This window comes from Streptomyces sp. NPDC017520 (assembly GCF_044329855.1).
In the GTDB taxonomy this organism is placed as follows: domain Bacteria; phylum Actinomycetota; class Actinomycetes; order Streptomycetales; family Streptomycetaceae; genus Streptomyces.
Window position 1 is genome coordinate 676,964 of record NZ_JBIRKB010000002.1, and the last position, 24,919, is coordinate 701,882.

Annotated in this window: 1 protein-coding gene (only partly in view); it reads right to left on the reverse strand. The window is 74.9% G+C overall.

The features are described from left to right. Window positions 1-24,919, reverse strand: the 3' portion of a protein-coding gene (locus ACH4KB_RS07100; protein WP_398064411.1) for a lonely Cys domain-containing protein. The gene runs 12,944 nt beyond the window's last position; 24,919 of the gene's 37,863 nt are visible here — the last part of the coding sequence; the start codon falls outside the window, past its right edge; its stop codon occupies window positions 1-3.

Below are 24,919 nucleotides of genomic sequence, written 5' to 3' on the forward strand. Positions count from 1 at the left end.
TCAGGCACGGACGTCGTTCAGTATGCGGCGGATCCGGTCGGCCAGGCTGCCGGAGGGTGCCTGGTTCCGGGCCCGGAACCAGGCGTCGACCAGCCGCTCCAGCCGCTCGGGCGTCAGCGGGGCGGACCCTGACACGGTGTCGGGGGCGAGCGCTGACAGGAGGCGCAGGGCGTCCTCCAGGACGATGTGGTGCTCCTGGGCCCACGCGGCCACCGCGGGGTCGGTGGGATCAGCCGGCCCGGACAGCTCTTCGTCTCCGAAGGGGTGCAGGGCGTGTTCGTCGGGGAACAGTCCGTCGACGGCCACGTGCTGCCTCAGTTCCGCCTCCGTCAAGGGCGCGATCTTCCAGTAACGGCCCCAGTTGTCGACGTAGTCGAGGTCGGCCGGCTCCGGGGCGCCGGCGCGCCGCAGCCGGTCGAGGACCAGTTGGCTGCCCCGCATGATCTCGTCCAGGCCGTGGTGCTCCGCCTGCAGCATCTCCGCGATGAGGGCGAGCCGGACCAGACCGAGGTCGATGTCCAGGCCCCATTCCTGGCGCATCTTCACCGCCTGCGAGAGCAGTCGATGGGCCGAACCGGAGGTGGCGGCCCGGACGAGGGCGCCCTTTTCCTCCGCTTCGGCCTGCGGGGCACTGTCCATGGCGATGTCGTACCGGTGCATACCCGGAATCCACGGAATACCGTCGTCCGGCATCAGAGCGCGCTCGGCCTCGCTCAGAGGCGGCGAGAGGTCCTCGGCGCGTGCCCGCGTGCGCAGCTCACGCCCGGCCCGGTCCATCCGTTCCTGTTCCCCGGGGGTTCTGGCCGGGTGTCCCGACAGCTCCTGGTGGGCGGTGATCGTCCGTGACGGAGGCCGGGCGGACCGGTACTCCGCGGAGATCACGTCAGGGTTGGGGTCAGGGCTGCCGAGCAGTTCGGAGATGACTCCGCCCTGGCCGTCCGGCGCCTGGGAGCCGATCCAGAGCATGCCCATGCGTTCCCGCGCGTTGCCCGACTCCACGACGGCGAGGAGCTGGTCCCAGCCGGTGCCGACCGCGCCGTCGACGGTGGGGTCGTTCGAACCCAGCTCCTTCCAACGGCCCGCCGCGACAGCCCGGTCCCACAGCTCACGGGTCATCACCACGAGCTGGGCGTTGGCCGCTTCGTGGCCGCCGAGGTACCGGCCGAGGCGCTGTTCGAAACGCACGGCCTCGGTCATGTAGCGGATGCGGGCCATGGCCCACTCCGGCGCCGGCCGGTCCGCGGCCCGGCGCAGCACGGACGCCGGAGCGAAGGACAGGGCGTCCACCAACCGGCTCAGCCGCGCCTCCTCGTCGGGGGCGGTGTCGCCGGGTCCGGCCGGAAGCCCGGCCAGACGGCGGTCCCCGTCGAGGACCAGCAGGGCGAGCGGTACGCCGTCGGTGCGCACACCGTGGAACGTCACCTCGTCGTCAGGGCCCGCCACGGCCACCGTCACACCGAGGTGGCGCGCCGTCGCCGCTACGAGGGGGCCCATCGGCAGTGCGATGTCGCCCGGTCCGTAGGAGGGGTCGGCGAGCAGCACCCGCAGGCGCTGCACGTCGCTCAGCGACACCCGCGAGGCGGGGAGGCGGTCGCCGAGAAGCATGGCCTCCGTACGCAGGGAGACGCCGAGGGACGCGCCGGCCCTGTCGAGGAGGTCCAGCCGCAGGTCCCGGCCGCCGTCCAGCGGCGCGAGTTCCGCCTCGGACACGTCCTCGTCGGTGACGGCGGCGGCCAGCCAGGCGCGGAAGTCCTCCACCGTGTCGACGCCCGCTTGCCGGAGTCCCTCGTCGGCCACGTGGCGGACGGCGAACAGCAAGGCGTCCACGGTCCGGTCGCCCTCGCCCGGAGGCTCGTGCAGGGCGAAGACGGTGCCGTCGAGTTCGGCTGCGTACGGTCCCGTACGGCGGTAGCCGTCGCGGGGCACGGGCGCGTCGCCCTGCGGCGTTTCCGACTCGTCGATCTCACTGGTCCCGGCTTCGTCGTCGGTGAGTTCGACGATCCGGGGCGAGGTGCCGTCCTCGGCGTTGGAGTCCTCGTCGGAGTCCGCGTCCGCGTACCCGTCGGCGTCCGACAGGTCGGAGTCGGAGCGGCCGAGGTCGAACACGTCGTCCACCGTGTCCTCGAACGCGGCCGGGGCGTAGAGCACCGGGTCGGTCTGCGACACCTCGGGGAGGCTGTCGGGGAGCGGGTTCGCCTCCTCGGCCACCTCGTGCAGCATCGGGGGTCGCCGGTAGGACTCGACGAGTCGCCGGCCGACGACGTCGAAGCGCATGCCCGGCGGGTACAGCGCTTCCCCTTCCGACAGGTGCTTGAGGAAGGGGGCGCCGTCGCGGGCCGTGGAGTTCGCGACCTCGATCAGCCTGCGGTGCGACCGGGCGGGCACGGCCTTGTCGCTCAGCGCGAACTCGACGGCTTCCTCGATCTTCAGCGAGGCACTGCGGAAGAACGCCACCTCGATGGCGCCGTCGCCGTACAGGGGGCCGTTCAGGGCGGGCCGCTCGATGGGTCCGGGCGCGCCCCGCTCGCCCCACCAGATGGTCCGGCCGACGGGCGGCAGGATCTCCAGGGCCTCGATGACCATGTCGATGTGCAGCCTCAGCTCGTCGTGGAGCCGGTCGGCCATCATGTCCGCGCGGCGGCGCAGCACGGCCAGGTCGGGACCGGGGGTGTCGAGGTCGGCCAGCTCGGCGAGTTCGGCGTACAGATCCGCGAACTCGGGACGGCTGACCAGGGTGAGCGGCGGCATGTCCAGCTCCTCCTCGCGCGCCGACTCCAGCAGGTACTGCCAACTGTGGAAGCGCACCAGGTGACGGCTGACGCCCCGGCCCAGCCGCTCCCCGTTGAGCAGCGCCTTCATCAGCCGGTAGTCGTAGGAGCTGTAGAGGTACAGGGCCGTGATGTGGGCGGGGGTGAGCTGCCCGAGCGCGGCGACGCCGCGGTCGCCGTGCCGCTCCAGCCATGCGGCCATGACCTGGAGCCTGGGCGTGGGACGGGACGGCAGCGCTCCGGCGAGCGCGGCGTCGGCCATCGTGACGAGGGCGTCCGGCACGTCCATCGTTCCGGTGAGCTCGAACGGGAAGGACATGCGGTCCTGGTAGAGCACCTGGTGCGGCGGGACCAGGGCGGCGATCGTCCTTCCGTCGTCCTCGCGCGGGAGCAGGCCACTCTCCGTGAAGGCGCCCACGGTCCAGGTGTGCAGCGCGGCCCCGTCACGAGTGGCGGCTCCGCGCTCGTCGGCGGTGCCCATGCCGATCAGGTGGGAGGCGCGCAGCACCTCGTGCAGCGAGTGAAGGTCGTACGGGATCGCCCAGGCGGCCACGGCGGCCCGGAAGGGGGGCAGCAGCTCGGACGACAGGCCGAGCGCCGCGAACACCCTCAGCAGGTGCAGCGCGGGACCGCGCTCGCCGCCGACACGGCGGAAGCCCCGGCTGTCGTGCACGGCACGGTAGGCGCTGTCCACGTCGGACCGCCCGCCGCCCTCGGTGAGTGCCTCGTGGACCGTGGCCGGCAGCCCCGGTCCGGCGTAGGCCGCGTGCGCGAACGCCCGCATCAGCCCGTCCAGCGCCTCCGGGCCGCCAGGCTCGTCGAGCAGCAGCTCCAGCTCGGCGGCCGGGGCATCGGGCGTCTCTTCCGGGGCGAAGAACGCGCGTGCCGCCCGCTCCTTTCCGTTACGGAGGGCGAGTCGGCCGTACAGACCGCGCACCGCGAGCCCGGCGGCAGCGGCGAGCCGGGGAGCCTCGCTCAGCGCCTCGGCGAGCGAGTCCTCCCAGTCGACGCTCGCCTGTCGCCAAGCGCGCTCCTGGTAGAACCCCGTGAACCGTGGTGTGCCCGGCGCCCCGGCGGGGCTCCAGGACGACACCGACCACGGTGTGCCCCGGGCCGCGTCGAGGTCGTCGAGCTGCTCGGGGGCGGCGTCCCGCACCCGGCCCTGGACGTTGAGCTGCCCGGGTGCGGGGTAGCGGTACGCGGTGCGTCCGGCCGCGGACGTACCCGGCGTCGGGACGCGGGGGCCCGTCCAGTCCGCCGGATAGGCCGTGACCCACTCCGTGGGCTGCCCGTCGGCGTCCTCCAGCAGGTGCGGCAACCCGTCGGAAACTGCCGCCCGCCCGGTGGGGAGGTGGACCGGCAGTCCCGCCCCGTTCGCGATGCGTATCGCCCGTGCCCGGGCCTCCGCCCGGTTCCGGGGCCCGTCGCCGGGGCCGCAGGCGAGCACCGTCACACTGCTGGAGCCGCGTGTGCGGGCCGACCGCAGCAGCCGCCCGGCGTAGGAACCGTCGTCCCTCCGTGGGCCGCCGTCCTCGGTGACGAGCCCGAGCCCGTCGCCGCCGCCGTGCGAGGCGAAGAAGAACGTCCCCCCTGTCGTCCCACCGCCGGGCAGCGCCCGGTGGGTGGGGACGGGCCTGCCCTCGCCGTCGCGTTCCCACGACACGAAGCCCGTCGCAGCGGCCAGTCGGCCGTACTCCTCCCGTCGTTCCGCCCAGTCCACGTCGTCGAACGACGCCACGCCGATCGTGCTGCCGTCCTGCCCGCGTACCGTCCGCAGCACCGGTGCGCGGTGGGACGACGCGTCCTCGGCGCCGGCCGGGGGCGCGATGCCGAACAGTTCGTCGGGCGTACCGGGCCGGGTGGGCGGGCCGGCCGTGCCGGGTGTCGTGGCGCGCGTGGGCGCCTCGGTGACGTCGACACTCTCGTACGGCCGCGTACGCGAGTCGCCGGGGACGATCGTCCGGGTGGTGACGTCGAAGGAGGCGCCCGGCGGGTACAGGACCTCGGTCTCCAGCGGCAGCACCACGAACGGGCTGACCTCCCGCGCGGTCGAGTCCGATACATGGACCAGTCCGTGGTGCGTGTCGCCGGGGGCTCCCTTGCTCCGGTGCATGAAGCCGAGCGCTTCGTCCCGCGCCAGCGCGGTGCTGCGGAAGAAGGGCACGGTGATGCGGTTCCGCCCGTACACCGGCCCGTCGGACGGTGGCGTGCCCAGCGCCCCCGGCATTCCGCGGTCGCCCCACCAGACGTCTCCGTGCAGCGGGGGCAGGATCTCCAGCGCCTCGACCACCATGTCGACGTGCGACGGAAGCTCCGCGAACACCGCGTCGGCCATCGCGTCCAGTCGGCGCCTCAGGGCGGCCACCTCGGCGGTCTGCGCCTGGAGGTCGTCCACGTCCCACATCGCGTCGAACAGGGCGGCGAACCCCTTCTGCCGACGCAGCGTCATCGGGAGGAGGTCGGCGGCTCCGACCTCCGCCATCTTGCTGGTCATCGTCCAGGCGTTGAGACGTACGAGGCGACGCCCCATGCCCGCGCCGAACCGCTCGCCGTTGAGGAACGCCTTCATCAGGCGGTAGTCGGCGCCGCTGTACAGGTGGATCGCCGTCAGGTGGGCGGGCGACAGCCGCCGCAGCGCGTCCCGGCCCGCTTCGCCGTAGCGGTCGAGCCAGGCGAGGAGCGCCCGGTTCCGGGCGGTGTCCGGGCGCAGGGTACCGGCGAGCGCGGCGTCGACCAGGTGCGCGAGGTCATCGGGGAGGTTCAGCCCACTGCGTGTGATGTCCCGGCCGAACGTCGTCCGCTCGGCGTACAGCGCGAGGTGCGGCGCGACGGACTGCCCTGCGGGCGGGGCAGCCCGCCCTTCCCGGTCCGGGCCGCCGGCCGTGAGCGAGTCGGCCGCCCAGGTGTGGAGTCCGGCGCCGTCGCGCAGCGCGATGTCGCGCTCCGCGGCGGTTCCCCGGGCGACCCGGTGGGAGGCGCGCAGGATCTCGTGGAGCGACTGGAGGTCGGCCGGGATCGCCCAGGCGATGAGCGCGTCGCGCAGGACGAGGAGGCTGTCCGGTGTCGCACCGAGCGCGGCGTAGGTGCGCAGAAGCCGCAGTGCGGGGCCGTCCTCGCCGCCCACGCGGCGCATGCCGCGGCTGTTGTGCACCTCGCGGTAGGGGTTCCCCGGCGTGTAGCGCCCCTGCCGGCCGGGCGGGCGGGCCAGGGTCTCGGCCGTCTCGCGGGGCAGGCCGTGGCCAGCGTGGGCCGCATACGTGAAGGCGGTCATGAGGGCGGCGAGGGTGAGCGGTCCGGGCGGGGCGGTCAGCAGCCGCTCCAGCGCCGCGGCCGGGTCGCCCGGGGGCGCGTCCGGGGCGAAGAAGGCCCGCAGGGCAGCGTGCTCGCCGTGGCGGGCGGTGAGTTCGCGCGCCATACGGGACACCGCGTCGCGTGCTTGCGAGGTGAGCCCGGCGGCGCGGCCCGTGTGCTCGGCGAAGGCGAGCTCGAAGGCCGTGCTGCGGCGCTGCCACTCCCGGTCGCGGTACAGGGCGACGAACCGGGCGGTGCCGGGCGATCCGGCGGGACGCCAGGACCGTACGGCCCCGGCCGGGCCGGCGGCGGCCGCGGGCGCCGTTTCGGTGGCTGCGGCCGCCGCCCCGGTGGGGCCGGGCCCCGAGGAGGTGTCCTGGCCGGTCGTGGACACCGGGGTGGCGTTGATGCGGACGGCGGACGGATACGCGATGCCCGGCCGGCCGCTCTCCCCGTCGGGTGCCGGTGCGCGGCGGGGCGTGCCGGCCGTGAAGTGGAAGGTACCGGTGCCGGCGTCCTGCCGGGACGAGTGCACCGGCCACGCGGAGGGCCCGGGGCCGGCCTTGACGGCCGTGCCGTGCGTCTTCGTGGCAGCCCCGGGAAGCGGCCGCGGCTTCCAGCTGGTCCTGATCCACTGCCCCAGCTTCTTCTCCCGCAGGGCGGTGATGCGCAGCGGGGCGAACGGGTCGTCCTCGACGAGGTCCAGCGGTCCGGAGTAGCCGAAGGCGCTGCGGCCGGTGCGGTCGGTGAACGGCTGTGTCCGCCGCGCGCTGCCGTCCGTGAAGCTGCCCATCGGGAAGACGACGGGGACGTCGACGCCCGCGTCCGTCACCAGCGGCGCCAGATCGAGCAGCGCCCAGAGTTCCTCGTCGGGAACGGGCAGCGGGGCGTGGCCGGGCAGGTGGATGACGATGCCGCCGTCGTCCGCCCGGGTCCCGGTCCAGATCACCAGGGACGCCCCGGAAGGCTCCGTGGACCTCCACCGGGCCGGGTGGGGAAGGGTGAGGACGTCGTTGCCGGCCTTGACCCGCGCGTACCACTGGTCGCTCTCCACGCCGTTCGGGGCCGGGCGGCCGCTCCAGTTGTAGCCGGTCGGCTCCGTCCCGTCGGTGAGGATCTGCCGGAGGGCTCCGAGTTCGCGGAGGTGGTGGGCGGCGAGCTGGTGCGGGTCGGTGATGTCGATCTGCCGGGCGTGGGCCCGTACCGCCAGGAACGTCAGGTCCGCCGTCGTCCCGTCGCTCCACACGTCCGTGTCCGCGAGGTGGAGGGCGCGGCGGCCCAGGCTCTCCTGCTGCGCCGGGTCCATGCGGAACAGGACCAGGTCGACGGCGGCCACCATCGCCCAGAAGGCGCGGGTGATGTCCTTGGGCCGCAGCGTGACGGGGTCGGGGAGGCCCACCGCGTCGCGGACGAGTTCCGCGCCCTGGCTGCCGGAGAGTTCGTCGAGGGCGTACGTCAGGGGGGTGTCCGGCAGCATCCCGGAGAGCGTGCTGTCCGGCCGTCGGCCGATCAACTGCCGGGCCGCGTCCAAAACGTCCCGGTGGGCGTCGCGGCCCGGGGCGTCACCGCCGACGCGCCGGGCGAGGAACGTCCACAGCTCCATCCGGAACGGAGTGAGGCGCCGCAGTCCGGCGTCGTTGGCGCGCAGGGTCTCCAGCGCGGCGATGCCCTTCAGCGCCCGCTCGTACCGGCCGCCCGGCTCCCAGCGGTCGTCCTCCACGTCGTGGTCGAGGACGAGGCGGAGCGCGCGGACCAGCCGCAGCACGGTCGTCCGGATCTCCGGCGGCACGGTGTCCGGGTCGCCGTGCAGGTCCGCGATCACGGCCAGGCGGTCCAGTTCGGCGTCGGTCGGCTCGGGCCGGACGCGCACCACGCGGCCGACCACGCCGCCGGGGGTGTCCTCCAGGACGTAGGAGTCGTCGTCCAGCGCCGCGACCAGGGTCGGCCCCTCGACCTCCCGCCGAGCCGCGTTGGCCGTGTGCTGGATGAGGGACACCTCGTCCAGCGGGTCCTCCACGGGCCGTACCGGGCGGCCCTCCTGCTGCGGGTCGCGGTGGTTGCCCGCCGATGCCGCGTAGCAGACCTGGAGGCCGATCCGCCGGCCGGGCGACAGCTCGCGGACCTCACGCAGTCCGCCGATGTACCGCCCGCCGTCGGCCGCGGCCAGGGTCACCGTCGAGCCGTCGCGCAGGACGATGGCCAGCGCGCCGGGGAAACCGTGCCCGTAGTAGGTGTAGACCGCGGGGTCCGGGGTGTACGACTCGGTGCTGACGAGCTGGTCGCCCAGGGTGGTGGCCGCGTAGTGGATCCGCTGCCGCCGGCGGAAGAGCCCCCGCAGCAGCCTCTCGCGCTGGTCCAGGTCGTCGGCGACCGACACCCTGCCGTACCGCTCGCGGCGGTCGAAGACCAGGGGCAGGGTCGCCACGTCGCTGTCGCGGAAGGGCCTGCCCTCGATCGAGGTCCACTGCCGGTTCTCGAAGGACGCCGGCACCGCGGGCGGGTCGAAGGGCACCCAGTCGCCGTGCCAGCCGGCGGGGTCGTGGACCGTCATCGTCGGGATGCGGGCCCGGAGGGCGGAGTCGTGGCGGAGCCGTCCGTCGCCGCTGGGGGCCCACACCCGCCGGCCCAGCCGGACGGCGACCGCGCGCACCGGTTCCAGGTACTGCGCACCGGCGTACGGGATCGCCAGGACCACCGGCACGTGGGGCGGCAGCGCGGCCAGTTCCGGGTCCCCGGCCAGCTTCTCCGCGAACGCCTCCGGGGTCAGCCCTTGGGCGTCGAGGGCGCGGTCACCGACCAGGTACGCCTCGCCGCCCCAGGGGGCGGGCTCGTCCGGCTCCTGGGCGCTCTGCCCGTCCGTGGCCTCCCGAACCCGGTCGGTCCGCACCCGGTCGGTCCAGGCACCCGTCAGATCGCGTCCGAGCACCCCCCCGGCGTCGTCCCGCAGCACGGTGGCCGGGTCCTGGAAGGGGTCCGTTCCCAGGTCGGCCGGGGACGGCGGGCCGAAGAAGGCCGACCGGTCCTGGCCGAGGGTGGCCGCGGCGGTGAACTGGCGGGCGGCGGCGGTCCAGTGGCCCGGGGCGGTGGACGCCGGGTCCGCCAGGACGACGATGTCGAGCGGGGCGTCGGGGCTCGGGGCGGTGAGCGCCATCGGAGCGCTGTAGCCGTAGGCGGGGCGTCCGGTGCGCTGGGAGAACCGCTGGACCAGCTCCGGGCTCAGCGCCCCCGGCCCGGTGGTGAGGAACAGCACCGGACTGCCGAGGGAGACCGTCTGAAGCTCGGGCGCCAGGCCCAGCAGGGCCAGGAACTCGCTCTCCGGTACGGGGACGGGGGCGCGGCCGGGCAGGTGGAGGACGGGGGTGCCGGACGCGTCGACCTCGATGACGTTGAGCACGGGCATGGGCTTGCCGGGGCCGGTCCACTCGGGCGTGAACCGGTGGGAGGCCGTCCCGTCGGGCCGGTGCAGAGTGCCCCAGTCGATCCCGGCGGGGGCGTTGGTGCCGGACCAGTTGACGCCCTGGATGTTGGGTCCCTGCCGGAGCAGGGCGGCCGGGCCGAAGGCACCACTCTCCGCCAGGTGGAACGCGGCGAGCAGGTCGTGGTCGGTGGCGTCCATGCCCTGGGCGATCGCCTTGGCCGACACCGCCCACACGGCTTCCTGCTGGTTGCGGCCCCAGGGAGTGGGCGCGTCGAGGTGGAGGACCTTGCGGCCCATGGCCTCGCGGGCGGCGGCGGTCATCGGGCGGAAGAGCTGGGCGGCCCGTGCCGAGGCCCACAGGGTGGACGCCACGTGGCGCGGGGTGAAGGCCACCCGGGGCGGCAGCGACTGCACGTGGCGGATCATCTGCTCGCCCGCGTCCGCCAGTTGCTTCAGGGTGATCCGGAGCGCGGGTGAGGGCACGGCGTCGGTGAGCCGTGCGTCGGGGTCGGCCGCGATGCGGGCGGCGGCGTGGTCGAGGAGGTCCTGGTATCCGGCCCGGTCCGGGGCACGGCCGGTGTGCTCGCGGACGAAGAAGTCGAGCAGGTCCCTGCGGAACGGGGTGAAGATGTTGAGCGCGGGGTCGTTGGAGCGCAGGCGTTCCAGGGCGCCGATACCGCGCAGCGCACGCTCGTAACGCCCGCCGGGGGTGGCACGGTCGTTCTCGACGGCGTCGCCGAACACCGCCCGCAGGGCGCGCACCAGCCGGAGCGTCGCCTCCCGGGTCGCGGGCGGCACATCGCCCGTGGCCCGGTGCAGTTCGGCGACGCGTGCCAGTCGGTCCAGCTCGTCGTCGAGCGGCTCGGGGCGGCGCGGCACGCGGCGGCCCTGTTCGCCGCCGGCCGAGCCCATGATGAAGCGCCGGGTGTCGTCCATCCCGGTCATCCGCGTGGAGCCGTCGGTGTCGCGGCGGGTCAGGTTGGCGACGAGCTGGTCGAGCGGGACGTCGCCCAGCGGGTCGTCGACATGCGGGACGGGGGCGAACGACGGCTGCGGCCGGGCGGGGTCTCCGTCCGAGGAGCTCCAGCAGACCTCCAGGTGCACACGGTGGCCCGGCGGCAGCTCGCGAACCTCGCGCAGGCCCGCGATGTACGCGGCCGCGTCGTGCTTGCCCAGCCAGACGGTCCGGCCGCCGCGGAGCGGGAGCTGCATCCGGCCGGGTTCGCCGTGGCCGGCGTAGACATACACGGCCGCGTCCATGGAGACCGGTGCGGAGGCCGTCTCCTGGGCGCGGGTGCCGGCGGGAGTCCAATGGACGAGCCGTCGCATCCTGCGCAGGGCGCGGAAGTTGCGCTCGCGCCGCCGAAGCGCGTCCTGCCGGTGGACGGCGATCCGGCCGAACCGCTGGTGATCCTCGTCGGCCAGCGGGCGGGTGACGACGTCGCTGTCGCGGAACAGGGTGCCGTCCAGCGCCGTCCACGTCCGGTCCTCGTGCGGTCCGGTGGCCGGCGACGGGTCGACCGACACCCATGCCCCGACCGGCGCCTCGGGGTCGGGGTCCATCGTCACCAGGACATGCGCGTCCCCGGTGCCGTCGGGGACGGTCCGGCCCACGCCGCTCGGCCCCCACACGGTGCGGCCCAGCCGGTCGGCCACCACCCGGAGCGTCTGCTGGTAGCGGTCCCCGGTGTACGGCACGGCGAGGACGACGGGCACGTCCTTCGGCAGCTTCGCCAGCTCCGGGTCGGCGGCGAGCGCGTCGGCGACCGCCTCCGGGCCCAGGACCCGGCCGTCCTTCGCCCGCACCCGGCCGTCCTCGCCGTCGGCGGTGACGACGTACGCGGTGTCCGGCCAGGGAGCGGGGCCGGTCGCGACGACCTTCGGAGCGGTACCCGGCAGGCTCTCGATGGTCCGCAGCCTCCCCGGGAGAACACGGCTGACGTTCTTCGCGGTCCAGTCGCGGCCCTGCGCGGCCCCGGACGGTCCGGTCAGCAGGGTGTCCAGCGCGAGCAGCGGATCGTTCGGCCCGGTGAACGCGCCGGTCGCCGGTGGCGGTGCGGCGGTGGCGGGCGCGGTGGCGGGCGCGGTGCCCACGGGGGCGAAGAAGTCCGGGCCCGCGGTGGCCGGGTCCCAGGCGCGCACGCTGTGGTGCTGAGGGGTGATCGCCATCCCCGACAGCTCCAGGTCCACCCCCACCGATCCGGCGGCGGAGAGCAACAGGAACTGCAGCGCCACCGGCAGCGGCGGTTCGGCCTGCCCGTTCGCGGTGAAGTACGCGCTGATCGCCGTACGCAGATCGCTCCAGTTGAGCGGGGTGTGGACGCCGTTGGCCGCGCGGGTCTGCTCCAGGGCCCAGAAACCGCGCAGCAGCGCCTCGAACGCGGTCACGTCGTTCTCGAGCAGGGGGCCGTAGACCAGCCGGACCGCCCGGACCCACCGGCTTGTGTCCGGCGCCCGGCCCCGGTCGCCGGTGATCCGCTCGGCCCACCGGCCGAGTTCGGCGGTCGACAGCTCCGGGCGGAACCCGGCCCACCAGTCGCCCTCGGCCAGCTGCCAGCGCGGCCCGGCCATCTGGTCGGCGGGCACGAGGAACGGCTCCGCGCCGCTGCCGGGGGCCCAGACCCAGCGGTCCAGGCCGTTGGCCAGTTGCTGGCCGGCCACCGGGGTCCCCAGCGGGTCGGCGGGCGGCGGGCCCGCCAGGTCGGCCCCCGTCACCACGACCGGCCGTTCCGGGGCGAGCGCGGTGAGGTCCCCGTCCACGGCGTACAGGAAGTCCACGATCCGCGCGTAAGCGAACGTAGCCTCGGTGCCGTCGGCCAGTGCGAGGTGCGCGCCTCCGGGGCCGCCGCGCAGCCCGAGCAGGTAGGCGTCCTCGAACGGCATGGCCTGGAGCGGGCTTTCGAGCGGCACCGGGCCCGGCCGCAGGTAGGTGAAGCCGGCCACCCGGGGCAGCAGGCCGTAGTGCTGCCGCAGTCCGTCCTGCCAGGCGGCCAGCGGCAGGGAGGACGTGCCCACCGGGATGCCCTGTGCGTCGCGGTGCCGGATCACCAGCACGCGGTCCAGAAGGACGCGGGCTCCGCCGATCGCGACCACTTCCGCGTACCACCGCATGACCGGCGGGGTCTGCGCCGGATCGGCGAGGACGGCCAGAGCGCCGCGTGCGGCGTCGAAGATGCCCCGGGCCTTCGCCCGACCGCCCGGGGGGATGTCCGGCAGCAGCTCGTACGCCTCCGTCAGCGCGGCCCGCAGCGCCCGGTGGGCGGGGTGGCCGTCGTGCAGGGGCCTGCCCAGGGCGTACTCGCCCAGGGCCAGGGAGATGGTCCGGCTGTCCCACTCCGTCAGCGGTCTGCGGGTGGGGCCGCCCACCTGCGGGATGCCGGCCCGCGCCGCGACCACCAGGAAGCCGGCGACGCCCCGCACCACGGGGTTGTCCACGATCCGCCGGACGGACTCGCGCAGCACGTCCTCGGGGAGCGGCGCCCGGGACCTCAGCGCGCGCTCGTAGGCGGCGCGGCCGAGGGCGGACAGTTCGGTGACGGCGCGCTGGATCTCCTCGGGCGTCATGAACTGGCCGGTGTAGCCGAAGTGCCGCAGCTCCGCGAGGACCAGCGGGACGGCGAGCCGGCCGTCGTCGGTGTCCAGGGTCGGGTAGTCGCCGTCGTCCATGCCGACGGCGTAGCGCTGGCTGATGGGCTCGCCCTGGGACGTCCGGCCGGTGAGGACGGCGGTCCAGTGCTCGCGGGGCGTTGGCACCTCCGTGCCGGCGGTGTCGAAGAAGGCGGGGTCGGCGGGCAGGTGCGGCGTCAGCCGCTGCCGGAAGAAGTCCAGCAGTCGGCCCAGTTGCCGGGCGGCGTCGGCGGAGAGCTGGTCGTGGTGCTCGTTCAGGAACGCCCGGGTGCGGGGGCGCAGCGCCCGCAGGATCCGGTCCAGGGCGTTGCGCGAGGCGGCGGGCAGGAGGTTCTTGATCAGCTCCGGGTCGGCGCCCGGCGGGCGGGCGTTGTCGAAGACGTCGCCGATCGGTGCGGCCACGACGTTCTGGAAGCCCAGCCATCCGTAGCCCCACACCTCGTCGACCTCCGGGATCGCCGCGAGGAACGGTGCGATGTGGCTCTCCACGGCGGGCGTGCCGAGGACGTGGTTCGCGTACGTCGTGGTGACGGACTGGCCGAAGCTGCGCGCGCCGACGATCGCGGTCTCGAACTTCGGGACGGTCAGCCGCTGGTGGGCGATGTCCTGGAGCTCCCTGAGGCCGACGGTGGGGTAGCCGAGGGTGAGCTGTCCGTAGGCCGTCCAGTCGAAGCCCTCGGGGGCGGGGTTGACCTTGGCCGTCAGGCCCGTCTCGGTGAACGTCCAGCCGCCGAGCGGGCCCAGCATCTCGGTGAGGGGGACGGCGACCTGGCGCTGGTCCGGCAGCCTTCCGGCGGCACGCGCCCGCTGGAGCTGGGCCATGCCCTCTTCCTGGGACTGCCGGCGCTCCCCGGGGAGGACGGCCATGGGGTCGAGGACGAACTCGCCGATGGCGAAGTTCCTGCGGACCGGGCGCGGCTGCCCCGGTGGCACCTGCGGTTCGTTGACGTGGAGGAGGCCGTCGGCCGTCATCCAGAAGCCGCGGCTGTCGGTGACGAGCGTGATGCCGGGGCCGTGGGCCAGGACGAGCGTCGAGGTGAGGCGGCCGGGCAGGTCGAGGAAGAGGTCACGGCGCTCCTCGACCTCCAGTCCGATGGCGCCGTAGCCCGGTTCGACCGGCGCGTCCAGCTCGGCGTGGACCGTGGAGGAGGACGGGGCGAACTCGGGGAGCGCGTGCTCCAAAGCCTGTCCACCGGTGCCGACGACGACGGCACGGGCGTCGGACGCCGCGACCGCGGGCGGGAGCGAGGACACCTGCCGACCGTGGCCGGCCGAGAGGTCCACCCACACCACACCGCCGCGGCCGCCCACGTGGTAGGCCGCCCAGGCGTGCCCGGGGGCCGTTCCCTGGCGGTGCGCCAGGACGAGGGCGACGGCTCCCGGACCCTGGGCGGTGACCGCTCCGGCCACCGCGTCCCACGAGCGGACCCGGCGCCACCCGGGACCCATCACCAGGGACGACTCCGTCGCGGGTACGCCGACCGCCGTGTCGTCCACCGTCCGCGCCGGGCGCACGCCCTGCGGGAACAGCTCCCCGCGCAGCGCCCCCAGCAGCGCCAGGCATCGTTCGACCGTCAGGTCGCGCACCGGTTGCCGGTCCGTCACCCGGCGTACCAGCGCGGTCAGTCCGGCGCGGTCGAGCGGCGGCCGCACGGTGACCTCGGCCCCGGTCAGGCTGCGCGGCACGGTGAGCGCGGTCGTGGACGGGGGCGCGGTGGACGGTTCCGTGTCCGGTACGGGGGTGAGTCCCGCGGTCGGCTCCGGGGAGGAGAACAGGGCGTCGCCGTACGGGGCGGGCACGAGGACGCTGGAGTTCAGGCCCTTCAGCCACGCCTTGCGCCAGACGCCCTGCTGTCCGCTCGCGGCCTCGGGCCGTCCGATCAGCCGCAGCGGGGCGGCCGTGGCACCCGGCGGCGGGGTGGTGGGAGTCACTGTCAACGTGCCGCTGTACGACCAGCCGTTGCGGGCGGTGCGGTTGGAGAACGCCTCGGACAGGGCGGTGGGGCGTCCCGCGCCGCCGCCCGCACCGGAGAGCACGAACAGCACGGGGACCCCGAGCGCGATGGTGCGCAGCGGCGGGGCCAGGTCGAGGAGGGCCAGGAACTCGCGGTCGGCGACCCGGAGGGGCCGCGTGCCCGGCAGGTGGAGGACCACGAAGCCGTCGGCGTCGGTGTCGGTCCACGCGACCATGACGTCCGTGGATTCGCCCTCGGCGGCCCACGGCGCGCGGAAGTGCTGGAGCGAGTGGCCGTCGCCCTCGGTGTTTTGCCGGCCGACGGCCCGCAGGTCGATCCCGCCGGGCGCCGGGTTGCCGCTCCAGTTGAAGCCCTGGAAGCTATCCCCGGCCCGGAGGTGGTGGGCGGGGCCGAACGCGCCCTTGGAGGCGAGGTGGAAGGCGGCCAGCGTGAAGAAGTCCGCCGGATCGTGCCCGGCCGCGATGGCCTGGGCCGTCAGCATGTACAGGTGCTGCTTCCGCGCCGGGGCCCACTCCTCGTCGGGGAACACGTGCAGGACCCGGCGGCCCAGCTTCTCGATGAACGCGTCGTCCCGGCCGGCCATCTGCTGGGCGGCGCCCGCCATCGCCCAGAAGGCCTGCGTCACGGCGCGTTTGGTCACCGGGACGCTGTCGGGCTGCCGCAGCACGTTCCGTACGAGCGGCGCGCCGAACTGGGTGACCTGCCGCACCGCGTGCTGGATCGCCGGGTCCCCGATGGCCTCGCCGAGGGCGGCCTCCGGCTTCTGCGCCAACAGGCCGGCGGCCAGGTCCAGGACCTTGCGGTAGTCGTCGGGACCCGGGTTCTCTCCTCCCACCCGCTGGGCGACGAAGGTCCACAGCTCCATGCGGAAGGGGGTGAGCCGGTTCAGCGCCTCGTCGTTGGCGCGCAGGGTCTCCATGGCGCTGATGCCCCGGAACAGCCGCGCGTGCAGGGCCTTGTCCTGCTCGGCCTCGGGGCCGAAGACGATGCGCAGGGCCCGCATCAGCCGGAGGGAGGTCGCGCGCACCTGCGGTGACGCCTCCCCCTCGCCGGTGTGCAGACCGCCAATCCGGGCCATCTCGTCCAGCTCGTGCGGGAGGGGCTCGGGGACGACCCACCTGCGCCGCCCGACGACGCCGCCGGGGGCGTCGTGCAGGATGTGGGCGTCGGTGTGGAAGCCGCTGCTCATCAGCGACCCCTCGGTGATGCGGCGGCTCACGTTCGCCGTGTGCTGGGCGAGGGAGACCACTTCCAGCGGGTCCTGGACGGCGGGCGCGGGGCGGTTGTCCAGCTGCGGCAGGGCCGGGTCCCCCGGCGCGTCGCTCCAGCAGACCTCCAGCTTCAACCGGTGGCCCTCGGGCAGCTCGGTGACCTCGGACAGTCCGCCGACGTACCGGCCGCCGTCCTCCGCACTCAGCCACACCGTACGGCCGTCGACCAGGGCGAGTTGCAGACCTCCCGGCAGTCCGTGGGCGGCGTACACGTACGACGCCGGCTCCGGAGTGCGGGGCTCCTCGCTGATCAGCGCCGTCCGGCTGCCGGACGCCATCAGGTGGACCAGCTTCCCGGCGCGCTGGTAGGACCGCATCAGCATCTCGCGGCCCCGGGCGTCGTCGCCGTGCGACATCCGGCCGAACCGTTCGTTCCGGTCGGAGACCAGGGGCCGGGTGAGGACGCCGCTGTCGCGGAAGACGGTGCCGTCGAGCGCCGTCCAGACACGGTCCGGGAGCGGTGCGGCCGCCTTCGTGGGCCGGAACGGCACCCAGGAGCCGAGCGGCTCGTCCGGGCCGTGGTCGATGAGCGCCGGGATGTGCTCGCGCTTCTTGTTGCGCACCAGGCGGCCGTCGCCGCTGGGCGCCCACACCGGGCGCTCCAGCAGGTTGGCGACCGCCCGCAGGTAGGCCAGGTACCGCTCGTTGGCCAGGTGCGGGACGACCAGGACGACGGGGACGTCCTTGCGCAGCTTCGCCAGCTCGGGGTCGGCCGCGAGTTCGGCCGCCAGCTTCTCCGCGTCCAGCGTGCGACCGTCGGGGAACCGCACCCCGTCCGGGCCGCTCCCGCCCCACACGACGTACGCCGAGTCTCCCCACGGTGCGGCCTGGTCCGCTCCGGCCTTCTCCTTGGGCGGGGTGCCCGGCTCCTCCTCGTACACCCGGACGCGTCCGATGCGCAGCTGGCGCACCTTCTCGTCCGTCAGGTTGCGGCCGCGCGGGGCGCCGGAGGCGTTCGTCATCAGCGTCCCGGGCGACAGGAGCGAGCCGGCCGGGGGCTGCCCCTGCTCGCCGACGCTCAGGGAGCCGATGTCCGGCAGGGGGCCGGCCTTCCGGTCCGACGGGCTGAAGACGATGAGATCGCCCGTGCCGGAGGCGGCCACGGGGGCGTTGGTCTGCCGGGCGGCCCGGGTCCAGGTGCCCGGGGCCCTGGTGGCCGGGTCGGTCAGCGCGAGGATGCCGAGCGGGGTGGTGGCGGGGTCGCCCGAGGAGAGCATCATCGGCGCGCTGTACTGGTACGCGGGGCGTCCGGTGCGCTCGGAGAACCGCTGCGCCAGCTGAGGGCTCAGGGCCCCCGGGCCGGTGGTCAGGAACAGCACCGGCTGCTTCAGCGGGAGGGTCCGCAGGCCGGGGTCCCTCTCCAGCAGGGCCAGGAACTCGTTCTCGGAGACGGGGAGGGGCGGGCGGCCCGGCAGGTGCAGCACGGTCCGCCCGGCGCCGTCGACCTCCACGGCGTTCAGCACCGGAATCGGCTTGTGCGGGCCGGTCCAGGCGGGCTGCACCGAGCCGAAGCTGCTGCCCTCGGGCCCGAACGTCATCTGCCGCACGGTGCCCCAGTCGACCCCGGCGGGCATGGCGGTGCCGGACCAGTTGACCCCCTGGACGTTCGCTCCCTGCCTGAGCAGGGCGGACGGGGCGAACGCGCCGCTCTCCGCGAGGTGGTAGGCGGCCAGCGCGTCCTGGTCGCCGACGTCCACGCCCTCGGCGATCGCCTTGGTGAGCAGCGCCCACAGCGGCTCCTGCTGCGACCGGTCCCAGGCCGTGGCGGCGTCGAGGTGGAGGATCTTGCGGCCCATGGCCTCCCGGGCGGCGGGCGTCATCGGGCGCAGCAGCCGGGCGGCGCGGGTCGTGGCCCACAGGGTCGAGGCGACCAGCCGGGGGGAGAACGGCGCCGGGGCGGGCAGCGACTGCACGTGGCGGATCATCTGCTCGCCCTTGTCCGCCAGTTGCTTGAGGGCGATCTCCAGCGACGGCGCGGACACCGCGTCGGTGAGCGCGGCGTTCTCGTCGGCGCCGATCTGCTCCGTGGCGAAGTCGAGCAGCTCCACGTACCCCCGCTTGTCGGGGGCGCGGCCGGTGTGCTCCTGGACGAAGAAGTCCAGCATGTCCAGCCGGAACGGGGTGAGGCGGGCGATCGTGCCGTCGTTCGCCCGCATCCGCTCCAGCGCGACGACGCCGTTCATGACCCGCTCGAACCGGCCGTCCGGCCCGCCGCGATGGTCCTCGAACGTGAGGCCGAAGACGGTGCGTACGGCCCGGAACAGCCGCAGCATCGTCTGCCGCGTCTCCGGGGAGACCGGGCCCGGTCCGCGGTGCAGTCCCGTGTTCCGGGCCAGGGTGTCCAGCGCGGGTCCCAACGGCTCGGGGCGGCGCAGGACCCTGCCTCCCCGCTGGCCGGTCGCCGAGGCCAGGGCGATGCGCTGGGTGTCGTTGAAGCCGGTCTGGCGGGTCGAGCCGTCCGTCTCCCGGCGGGTGAGGTTGGCCACCAGCTGGTCGAGCGGCACGCTGTCGAGGGGGTCGTCCACGTGGGGCGTCTCGCCCAGGTAGGGGTACTGGTGGCGCGGGTCGCCGTCCGAGGAGCTCCAGCACACCTCCAGGTGCACGCGGTGGCCGGACGGCAGCTTGCGCATCTCGGGCAGGCCCGCGATGTACGCCGCCGCGTCCTCCTTCTCCAGCCACACCGTCCGGCCGTCGCGCAGCGGAAGGTGCATCCGGCCCGGTTCGCCGTGGCCGGCGTAGACGTAGACGGCGGAGTCCATCGAGACCGGCTCGGAGCCGACCGGCTCGTGTTCGGTGCCCGCGTCGGTGCCTTCGGGGAGCCGGTGCGAGAGCTCCCGCAGTGCGCGGAACCGCCGGAGCCGCTGCGCGCGACGCCGCAGCCCGTCCTTCTGCTCGACGGCCAGCCGCCCGAAGTGCCGGTGGTCCTCATCGGTCAGCGGCACGGTGAGGACGTCGCTGTCGCGGAACACGGTGCCGTCCAGCGCCGTCCACGTCCGGTCGAGGTAGGAGCCGATCGCGGTCGAGGGCTCGACCGAGACCCAGTCGCCGACCGGGACGTCCGCGTCGCGGTCCAGCAGCGCGAGGACGTGGGCGCCCGACCCGTCGGGGACGGCGCGGCCCGTCCCGCTCGGCCCCCAGACGGTGCGGCCCAGCCGGTCGGCCACCGCCTGAAGGGTCTGCTGGTAGCGGTCCCCGGTGTACGGCACGGCGAGGACGACGGGCACGTCCTTCGGGAGCTTCGCCAGCTCCGGGTCGGCGGCCAACGCGTCGGCGACCGCCTCGGGGCCCAGCTCCCGGCCGTCCGGCAGCAGCGCCCGGCCGTCCTCGCCGTCGGCGATCACCACGTACGCGGCGTCCGGCCACGGCGCCCGGCCGGTCGAGACGACCTTCGCCGCGGCGTCCCCACGCTTCTCGATGGTCCGCAGCGTGCCCGGGAGGACGCGGTCGACTTTCGCCCGGGTCCAGTTACGGCCCTGGGTGGCGCCGGAAGGCCCCTTGATCCTGGTCTTCGGGTCGAGCACGGCGTCGCCGGGGCCGGCGAAGGCGTTCGACGCCGTGGTGGTGACGGATGAGGGCGCGGGCGCGGTCGGTGTGACCGGCTGCGCGGCGGGCGCCGGGGCGAAGAGGGACATCTCCTCGTCCTGGCCGGTGACATCCTCGACGACGCCGCCCGGGGCGGGTGCGTCCCAGGCGCGCACACTGTGGTGGAGCGGAGTGATCGCCGCCGCCGCGAGCTCCAGATCGACTCCGGCCGATCCGGCGGCGGAGAGCAGCAGGAACTGCAGCGCCACCGGCAAAGGCGGTTCGGCCTGCCCGTTCGCGGTGAAGTACGCGCTGATCGCGGTACGGAGGTCGCGCCAGGTGAGCGGATTCGTCAAGCCGTTGGCCGCGCGGGTCTGCTCCAGCGCCCGGAAGCCATGGAGCAGCGTGGCGAGGGCGCTGCCCTGATCGTCGACGGTGGGACCGTAGACCAGCCGGGTCGCCCGGACCCACCGCAGGACGTCCGGCGCCCGGCCGCGGTCGCCGGTGATCCGCTCGGCCCACCGGGCCAGTTCGGGGGTGGTGGGCTCGGGGCGGAACCCGGCCCACCAGTCGCCCTCGGCCAGCTGCCAGCGCGGTCCGGTCGGTCCGTCACCCGGGGCGAGGACGGGTTCGATGCCACTGCCGGTGGTCCAGATCCAGTGGCCCAGGCCGTTGGCCAGGATCTGGCCGGCCACCGGCGTCTCCAGCGGGTCGGCGGAGGGCGGGCCGGCCAGATCGGCCCCCGCCACCACGACGGGACGGCCGGGGGCGAGCGCGGTCAGATGACCGTCGAACGCGAACAGGAAGTCCACGATCCGCGCGTAGTCGACGACGGCGTCGGTGCCGTCGGACCGGGCCAGCGCGGCAGCCATGGGTCCGCCGCGCAGTCCGACCAGGTAGGCGTCGTGGAACGGCAGGTTCTGGACCGGGCTCTCCAGGGTCACCGGGCCGGGGCGCACGTAGGTGAAGCCGACCACCTCGCGCAGCAGCCCGTACGTCTGCCGGCGGGCGTCCTGCCAGTCCTGGCCGGGGCGGGAGGAGGTGCCCAGCGGGGTGCCGTCGGCGGCGCGGTGTCTGACCGCGAGGACCTGGTCCAGGAGGACGCGGGAGCCGTCCGCCGCGATCAGTTCGGACGCCCACACCATCGGCGGCGGGGTCCGCTCCGGGTCCGCCAGGACCTCCAGGGCGCCCCGCGCGGCGGTGACCATGGCCTGGAGCCGGGGCCGGTGCCCCGGGGGAAGCGTCTCGACGGCGTCGGCCGCCTCCTGGACCGCCGTACGCAGGGCCCGGTGCAGAGGGTGGTCGGCGGGCAGCGGGGTGCCGAGCGCGTACTCGCCCAGGGCACGGGAGATCTGCTGGCTCTCACCCACCGACATCAGGCGGCGGGTGGGGCCCGACGGCTGGGGCAGGCCGGCCATGAGGACCATCTGGACGAAGTGGGCGAGGCCCCGGACGGCCTCGTTGTCCAGGATGCGGTTCAGGGACTCGGTCAGGACGTCGTCGGGCAGCGGGGCCCGCTGCGCGACGGCCCGGCGGTAGGCCTCGCGGCTCAGCTCCGCCAGCTCGGCCACGGCCCGCCGGATCTCCTCCGGCGTCATCAACTGCTCGCCGTCGTAGGCGAAGTGGCGCAGCTCCGTGAGGACCAGCGGGATGTCGAGGCGGCCGTCGTCGGTGTCCAGGGTCGGATACCGGTGGTCGTCCATGTCGACGGTCTGCTTCTGTGTGACGACCTTGCCCTCGGAGGTGCGCCCGGTCAGCACGGAGGTCGTGTGCTCGCGCGCGGAGGGGACGTCGCCGATCGTGGCGTCGAAGTAGCCCGGGAAGAGGGGCGTGTTGGGGGTGATGGTCCGGCGGTAGAGCTCCAGCAGCCGTCCGAGCGTGGCGGCGAGGCCCTCGCTGATGCCGTCGTGGTGTCGGTCCAGAAAGTTCCTGGCCCGGGGGCGCAGCGCCCGCAGGACCCGGTCGAGGGCTGGGCGCGACGCCACAGCCAGGCCGTTCTTCACCATGAACGCGGCGGGACCCTGGTTGAGGATGACACCGGTCGGCCGGGCGACGGTGTGGGCGTAGGCGAACCGGAGGTAGCCCCACAGGTCGTCGACGTCGGGGACCGGTGCGAGGAAGGGGACGACCACGTCGGGCACGTCGGTCCGCCCGGTGACGGCTCGGACGAACTCCGCGGTGGCCTTCATCGCGAACTCCCGGCCCGATGCCTCCACGGCCCCGATCGCGCCCTTCGGCAGCCGGTCCACCGACCGGTCCTGGAGCAGGCTCAGCCCCAGGGCGGGGAAGCCGGTGGTGGGCTGCACGTAGGCGCGGTTCGTCCGGACCGGGGTCTGGCCGACCAGGGTCCTGCCGCCCAGGTCGGTGACCGTCCAACCGTCCTCGACCGGCAGGAGGTCGGCGAGGGCCGTCTGCGGGGCGGCGCCCGGCTCGTCGCGGCCGTCCAGGGCCCGCTCCACCCGCGCGAGCCGCTCCAGCGTCTCCTCGGGGGACTGCCGCCGCTCGCCCGGGAGCACCGCCATCGGCTCGACGACGATCTCGCCGATGAGGTAACCGAACTGCTGGGGCTTCGGGTCGCCCGGCGCCACGGGCGGAAAGGTCAGGTGCAGGCGGCCGTCGGCCGTCCGCGTGACGCTCGCGTGGTCCGTAACGATCGTGAAGCCGGGGGCGGTGGCCAGGATCTGCTTGGCCGGGACGTCGCCCATGCCGCTGATCACGAAGACCAGCCGCCGCTCGACCTCCAAGCCGATGGCGCCGTAACCGCGGCCGGTCGCCGCGTCCAGCAGGGCGTGCGGGGTGGACGACGACGCGGCGAAGACGGGCAGGGCCCGCTCGACGGCCCGTCCGGCCGGGTCGACGACCACCGCCCGCGCCTCGGACGCCGCGACCGGGGGCGGTGCCGGGGAGATCTGTCGGCCGTCGCGGGCCGACAGGTCCAGCCACATCACGCCGTCGAAACCGCCGAGGTGGTAGGCGGCCCACGCGTGGCCCAGCGCCTCGCCCTGACGCCGCGCCAGGACGAACGCCGCCGCTCCCGGCCCCTGGGCGGCGACGGTCCGGGCCACCGCCTCCCACGAGCCCACGGGGCTCCAGCCCGGCCCCGGGACCAGGGCGGAGGCCGGTGTCGCGGTGCCGAGCGCCGCGTCGTCGACCGTAGCCGCCGGGCGCACGCCGCCCGGGTACAGGGCGCCCCGGAGCTCGCTCAGCAGCACCAGGCACCGCCGCACGGTGAGGCCCTGGCGCGGTGCGGGGCCCGCGATCCGCCGGGCCGTCGCCGTCAGGCCGGGGCGGCTGAGCGGGGCGGACCGCGGCGGCGCGGGCGGCGCGGGGACGGGTGCGTGGGGCTGCGGCTCGTACGCGCCGCCGGTCTCGTCCCACAGTGCGCGGAAGGCCGCCCACGTGTGTTCCTGGGACGAGGGGTTGGCGCCCCAGGGGTGCACGGCCCCCGGGTCGGGTCCGTACAGTTCGCGGAGCAGCGGCAGCAGCTTCGGCTCGTTGCGCCGGACCCACTTCGCTCCGTTGTTGCGGGGGTGTCCGGTGTAGGGGTCGGTGCCGGTGTTCGTGCCGAGGTAGGCGTTGGTGAGCTGGGCGAAGTACTCGAACTCGTTCCGGGCCGAGTAGTTGCGGTGGGTGCCGGAGCTGTCGTACAGCGGCCCGTCGGGCCAGGCGCCGAAGCTGCCCGCCAGCACCTTGTCGTGGTACGCCTCGGTGACGAGCCGGCGCTGTTCGTCGGTGAGGCCGTGGCGGTGGAGGGCATGCGCGAACTCGTGGGTCGCGGCGGAGTAGCCGTCGGCGTACAGCCCCGAGCCGGGCACGGCGGTGGTGTCGCCCAGGAGGTTCTCCTCGCCGACGGCGACCAGCCCGCCGGCCTCGGCACCGCGCAGGATGTCGAAGGGGCGCGCGTTCTCGTCCGTCTCGCCCCGCAGGGTGCTGAACGGGTCGAGTGAGGTCGTCGCGGCGTCCTTGGGGACCACGATCAGCCGCGCCTCCTCGTTCAGCATGCGTTCGGCCACGGCGGGCGAGCGCAGCATCCGGGCCACCTGTGCCCGCGCCTCGATGCCGGAGGAGACGGGGAGGTCCACGCCGGGCGGCACGTCGACCATGAGGAGGGCGGCGGTCCGGGCGAACTCCTCGGCGGTCAGGGTCCGGCGCAGCCGGGCGGTGAGCGCCCGGTCGGCGGCCAGGGCCTCCCGGTCGGCGGACGACAGCGACAGCAGCCGGGAGGTGCGCTTCTCCTCGGTCATCGCGGCCAGCCGCGCGGCCAGTTCGGTGCGTTCGGCCACGGGCAGGTCGGGGCGCGCTACGGGCGTCGGCGTCGGCGTCGCGGCGGGCGTCGGGGCCGTGGCCGTGGCTGTGGCTGTGGTCTCCGGCGGCGGGGCGGGCAGGGGCTGTCCGCGCAGCCGTCCGGCCCGGGTCGGGCGGGCGGGCGCCGAGGAGACGGTGCTGCGCAGGGACGGGCCGTCGCCTTGCCCCTCGGCGCGGCGGCCGGTCTCCAGCGCGTCGGTGAGGGCGGGCAGGTCCTCCCACGCCTGGGTGTGGCGGCGCGCCTGCTCGCCCAACTCCTCACGTGCCTCGATCAGTCCGGTCTCGATGCCGTCGGCCTGGTCCTGGATCGCGTCGCGGGCCGCGGTCGCCCGCCGCAGCCCGGCCTCCGCCTGCCGCAGGACACGGGCGGCCTCGGCCGCGCCCGCCTCGGCGCGCCGGAGGTTCCCGGCGAGCGTGGTCTCCCGGGTGAGGGCCCGCTCCAGTCCGGTCCGCAGTTCCTGTGCCGTCGCGCGGGCGGTCTCCGCCGTGTCCAGGTCCTCCTCGCGCCGCTGGTGCAGGGCCCGGCCCTGGTCCCGGAGCGCGTCGGCCTGTCCGGCCGCCGCTTCCAGAGCGTCCTGCCCGTCCGGGGACGCCGGATCGGCGTCCGGGGCGGCGGCGACCAGCTCTTCGAGCCGGGCCACCTCGGCCCGTGCCCGCTGCCACCGGGCGTGGAGCCGACGCTCCTCGTCGGCGGTGTCGTCGTAGCGGACCTGTGCCTCGCGGGCCTCGGTGTCGAGCCGG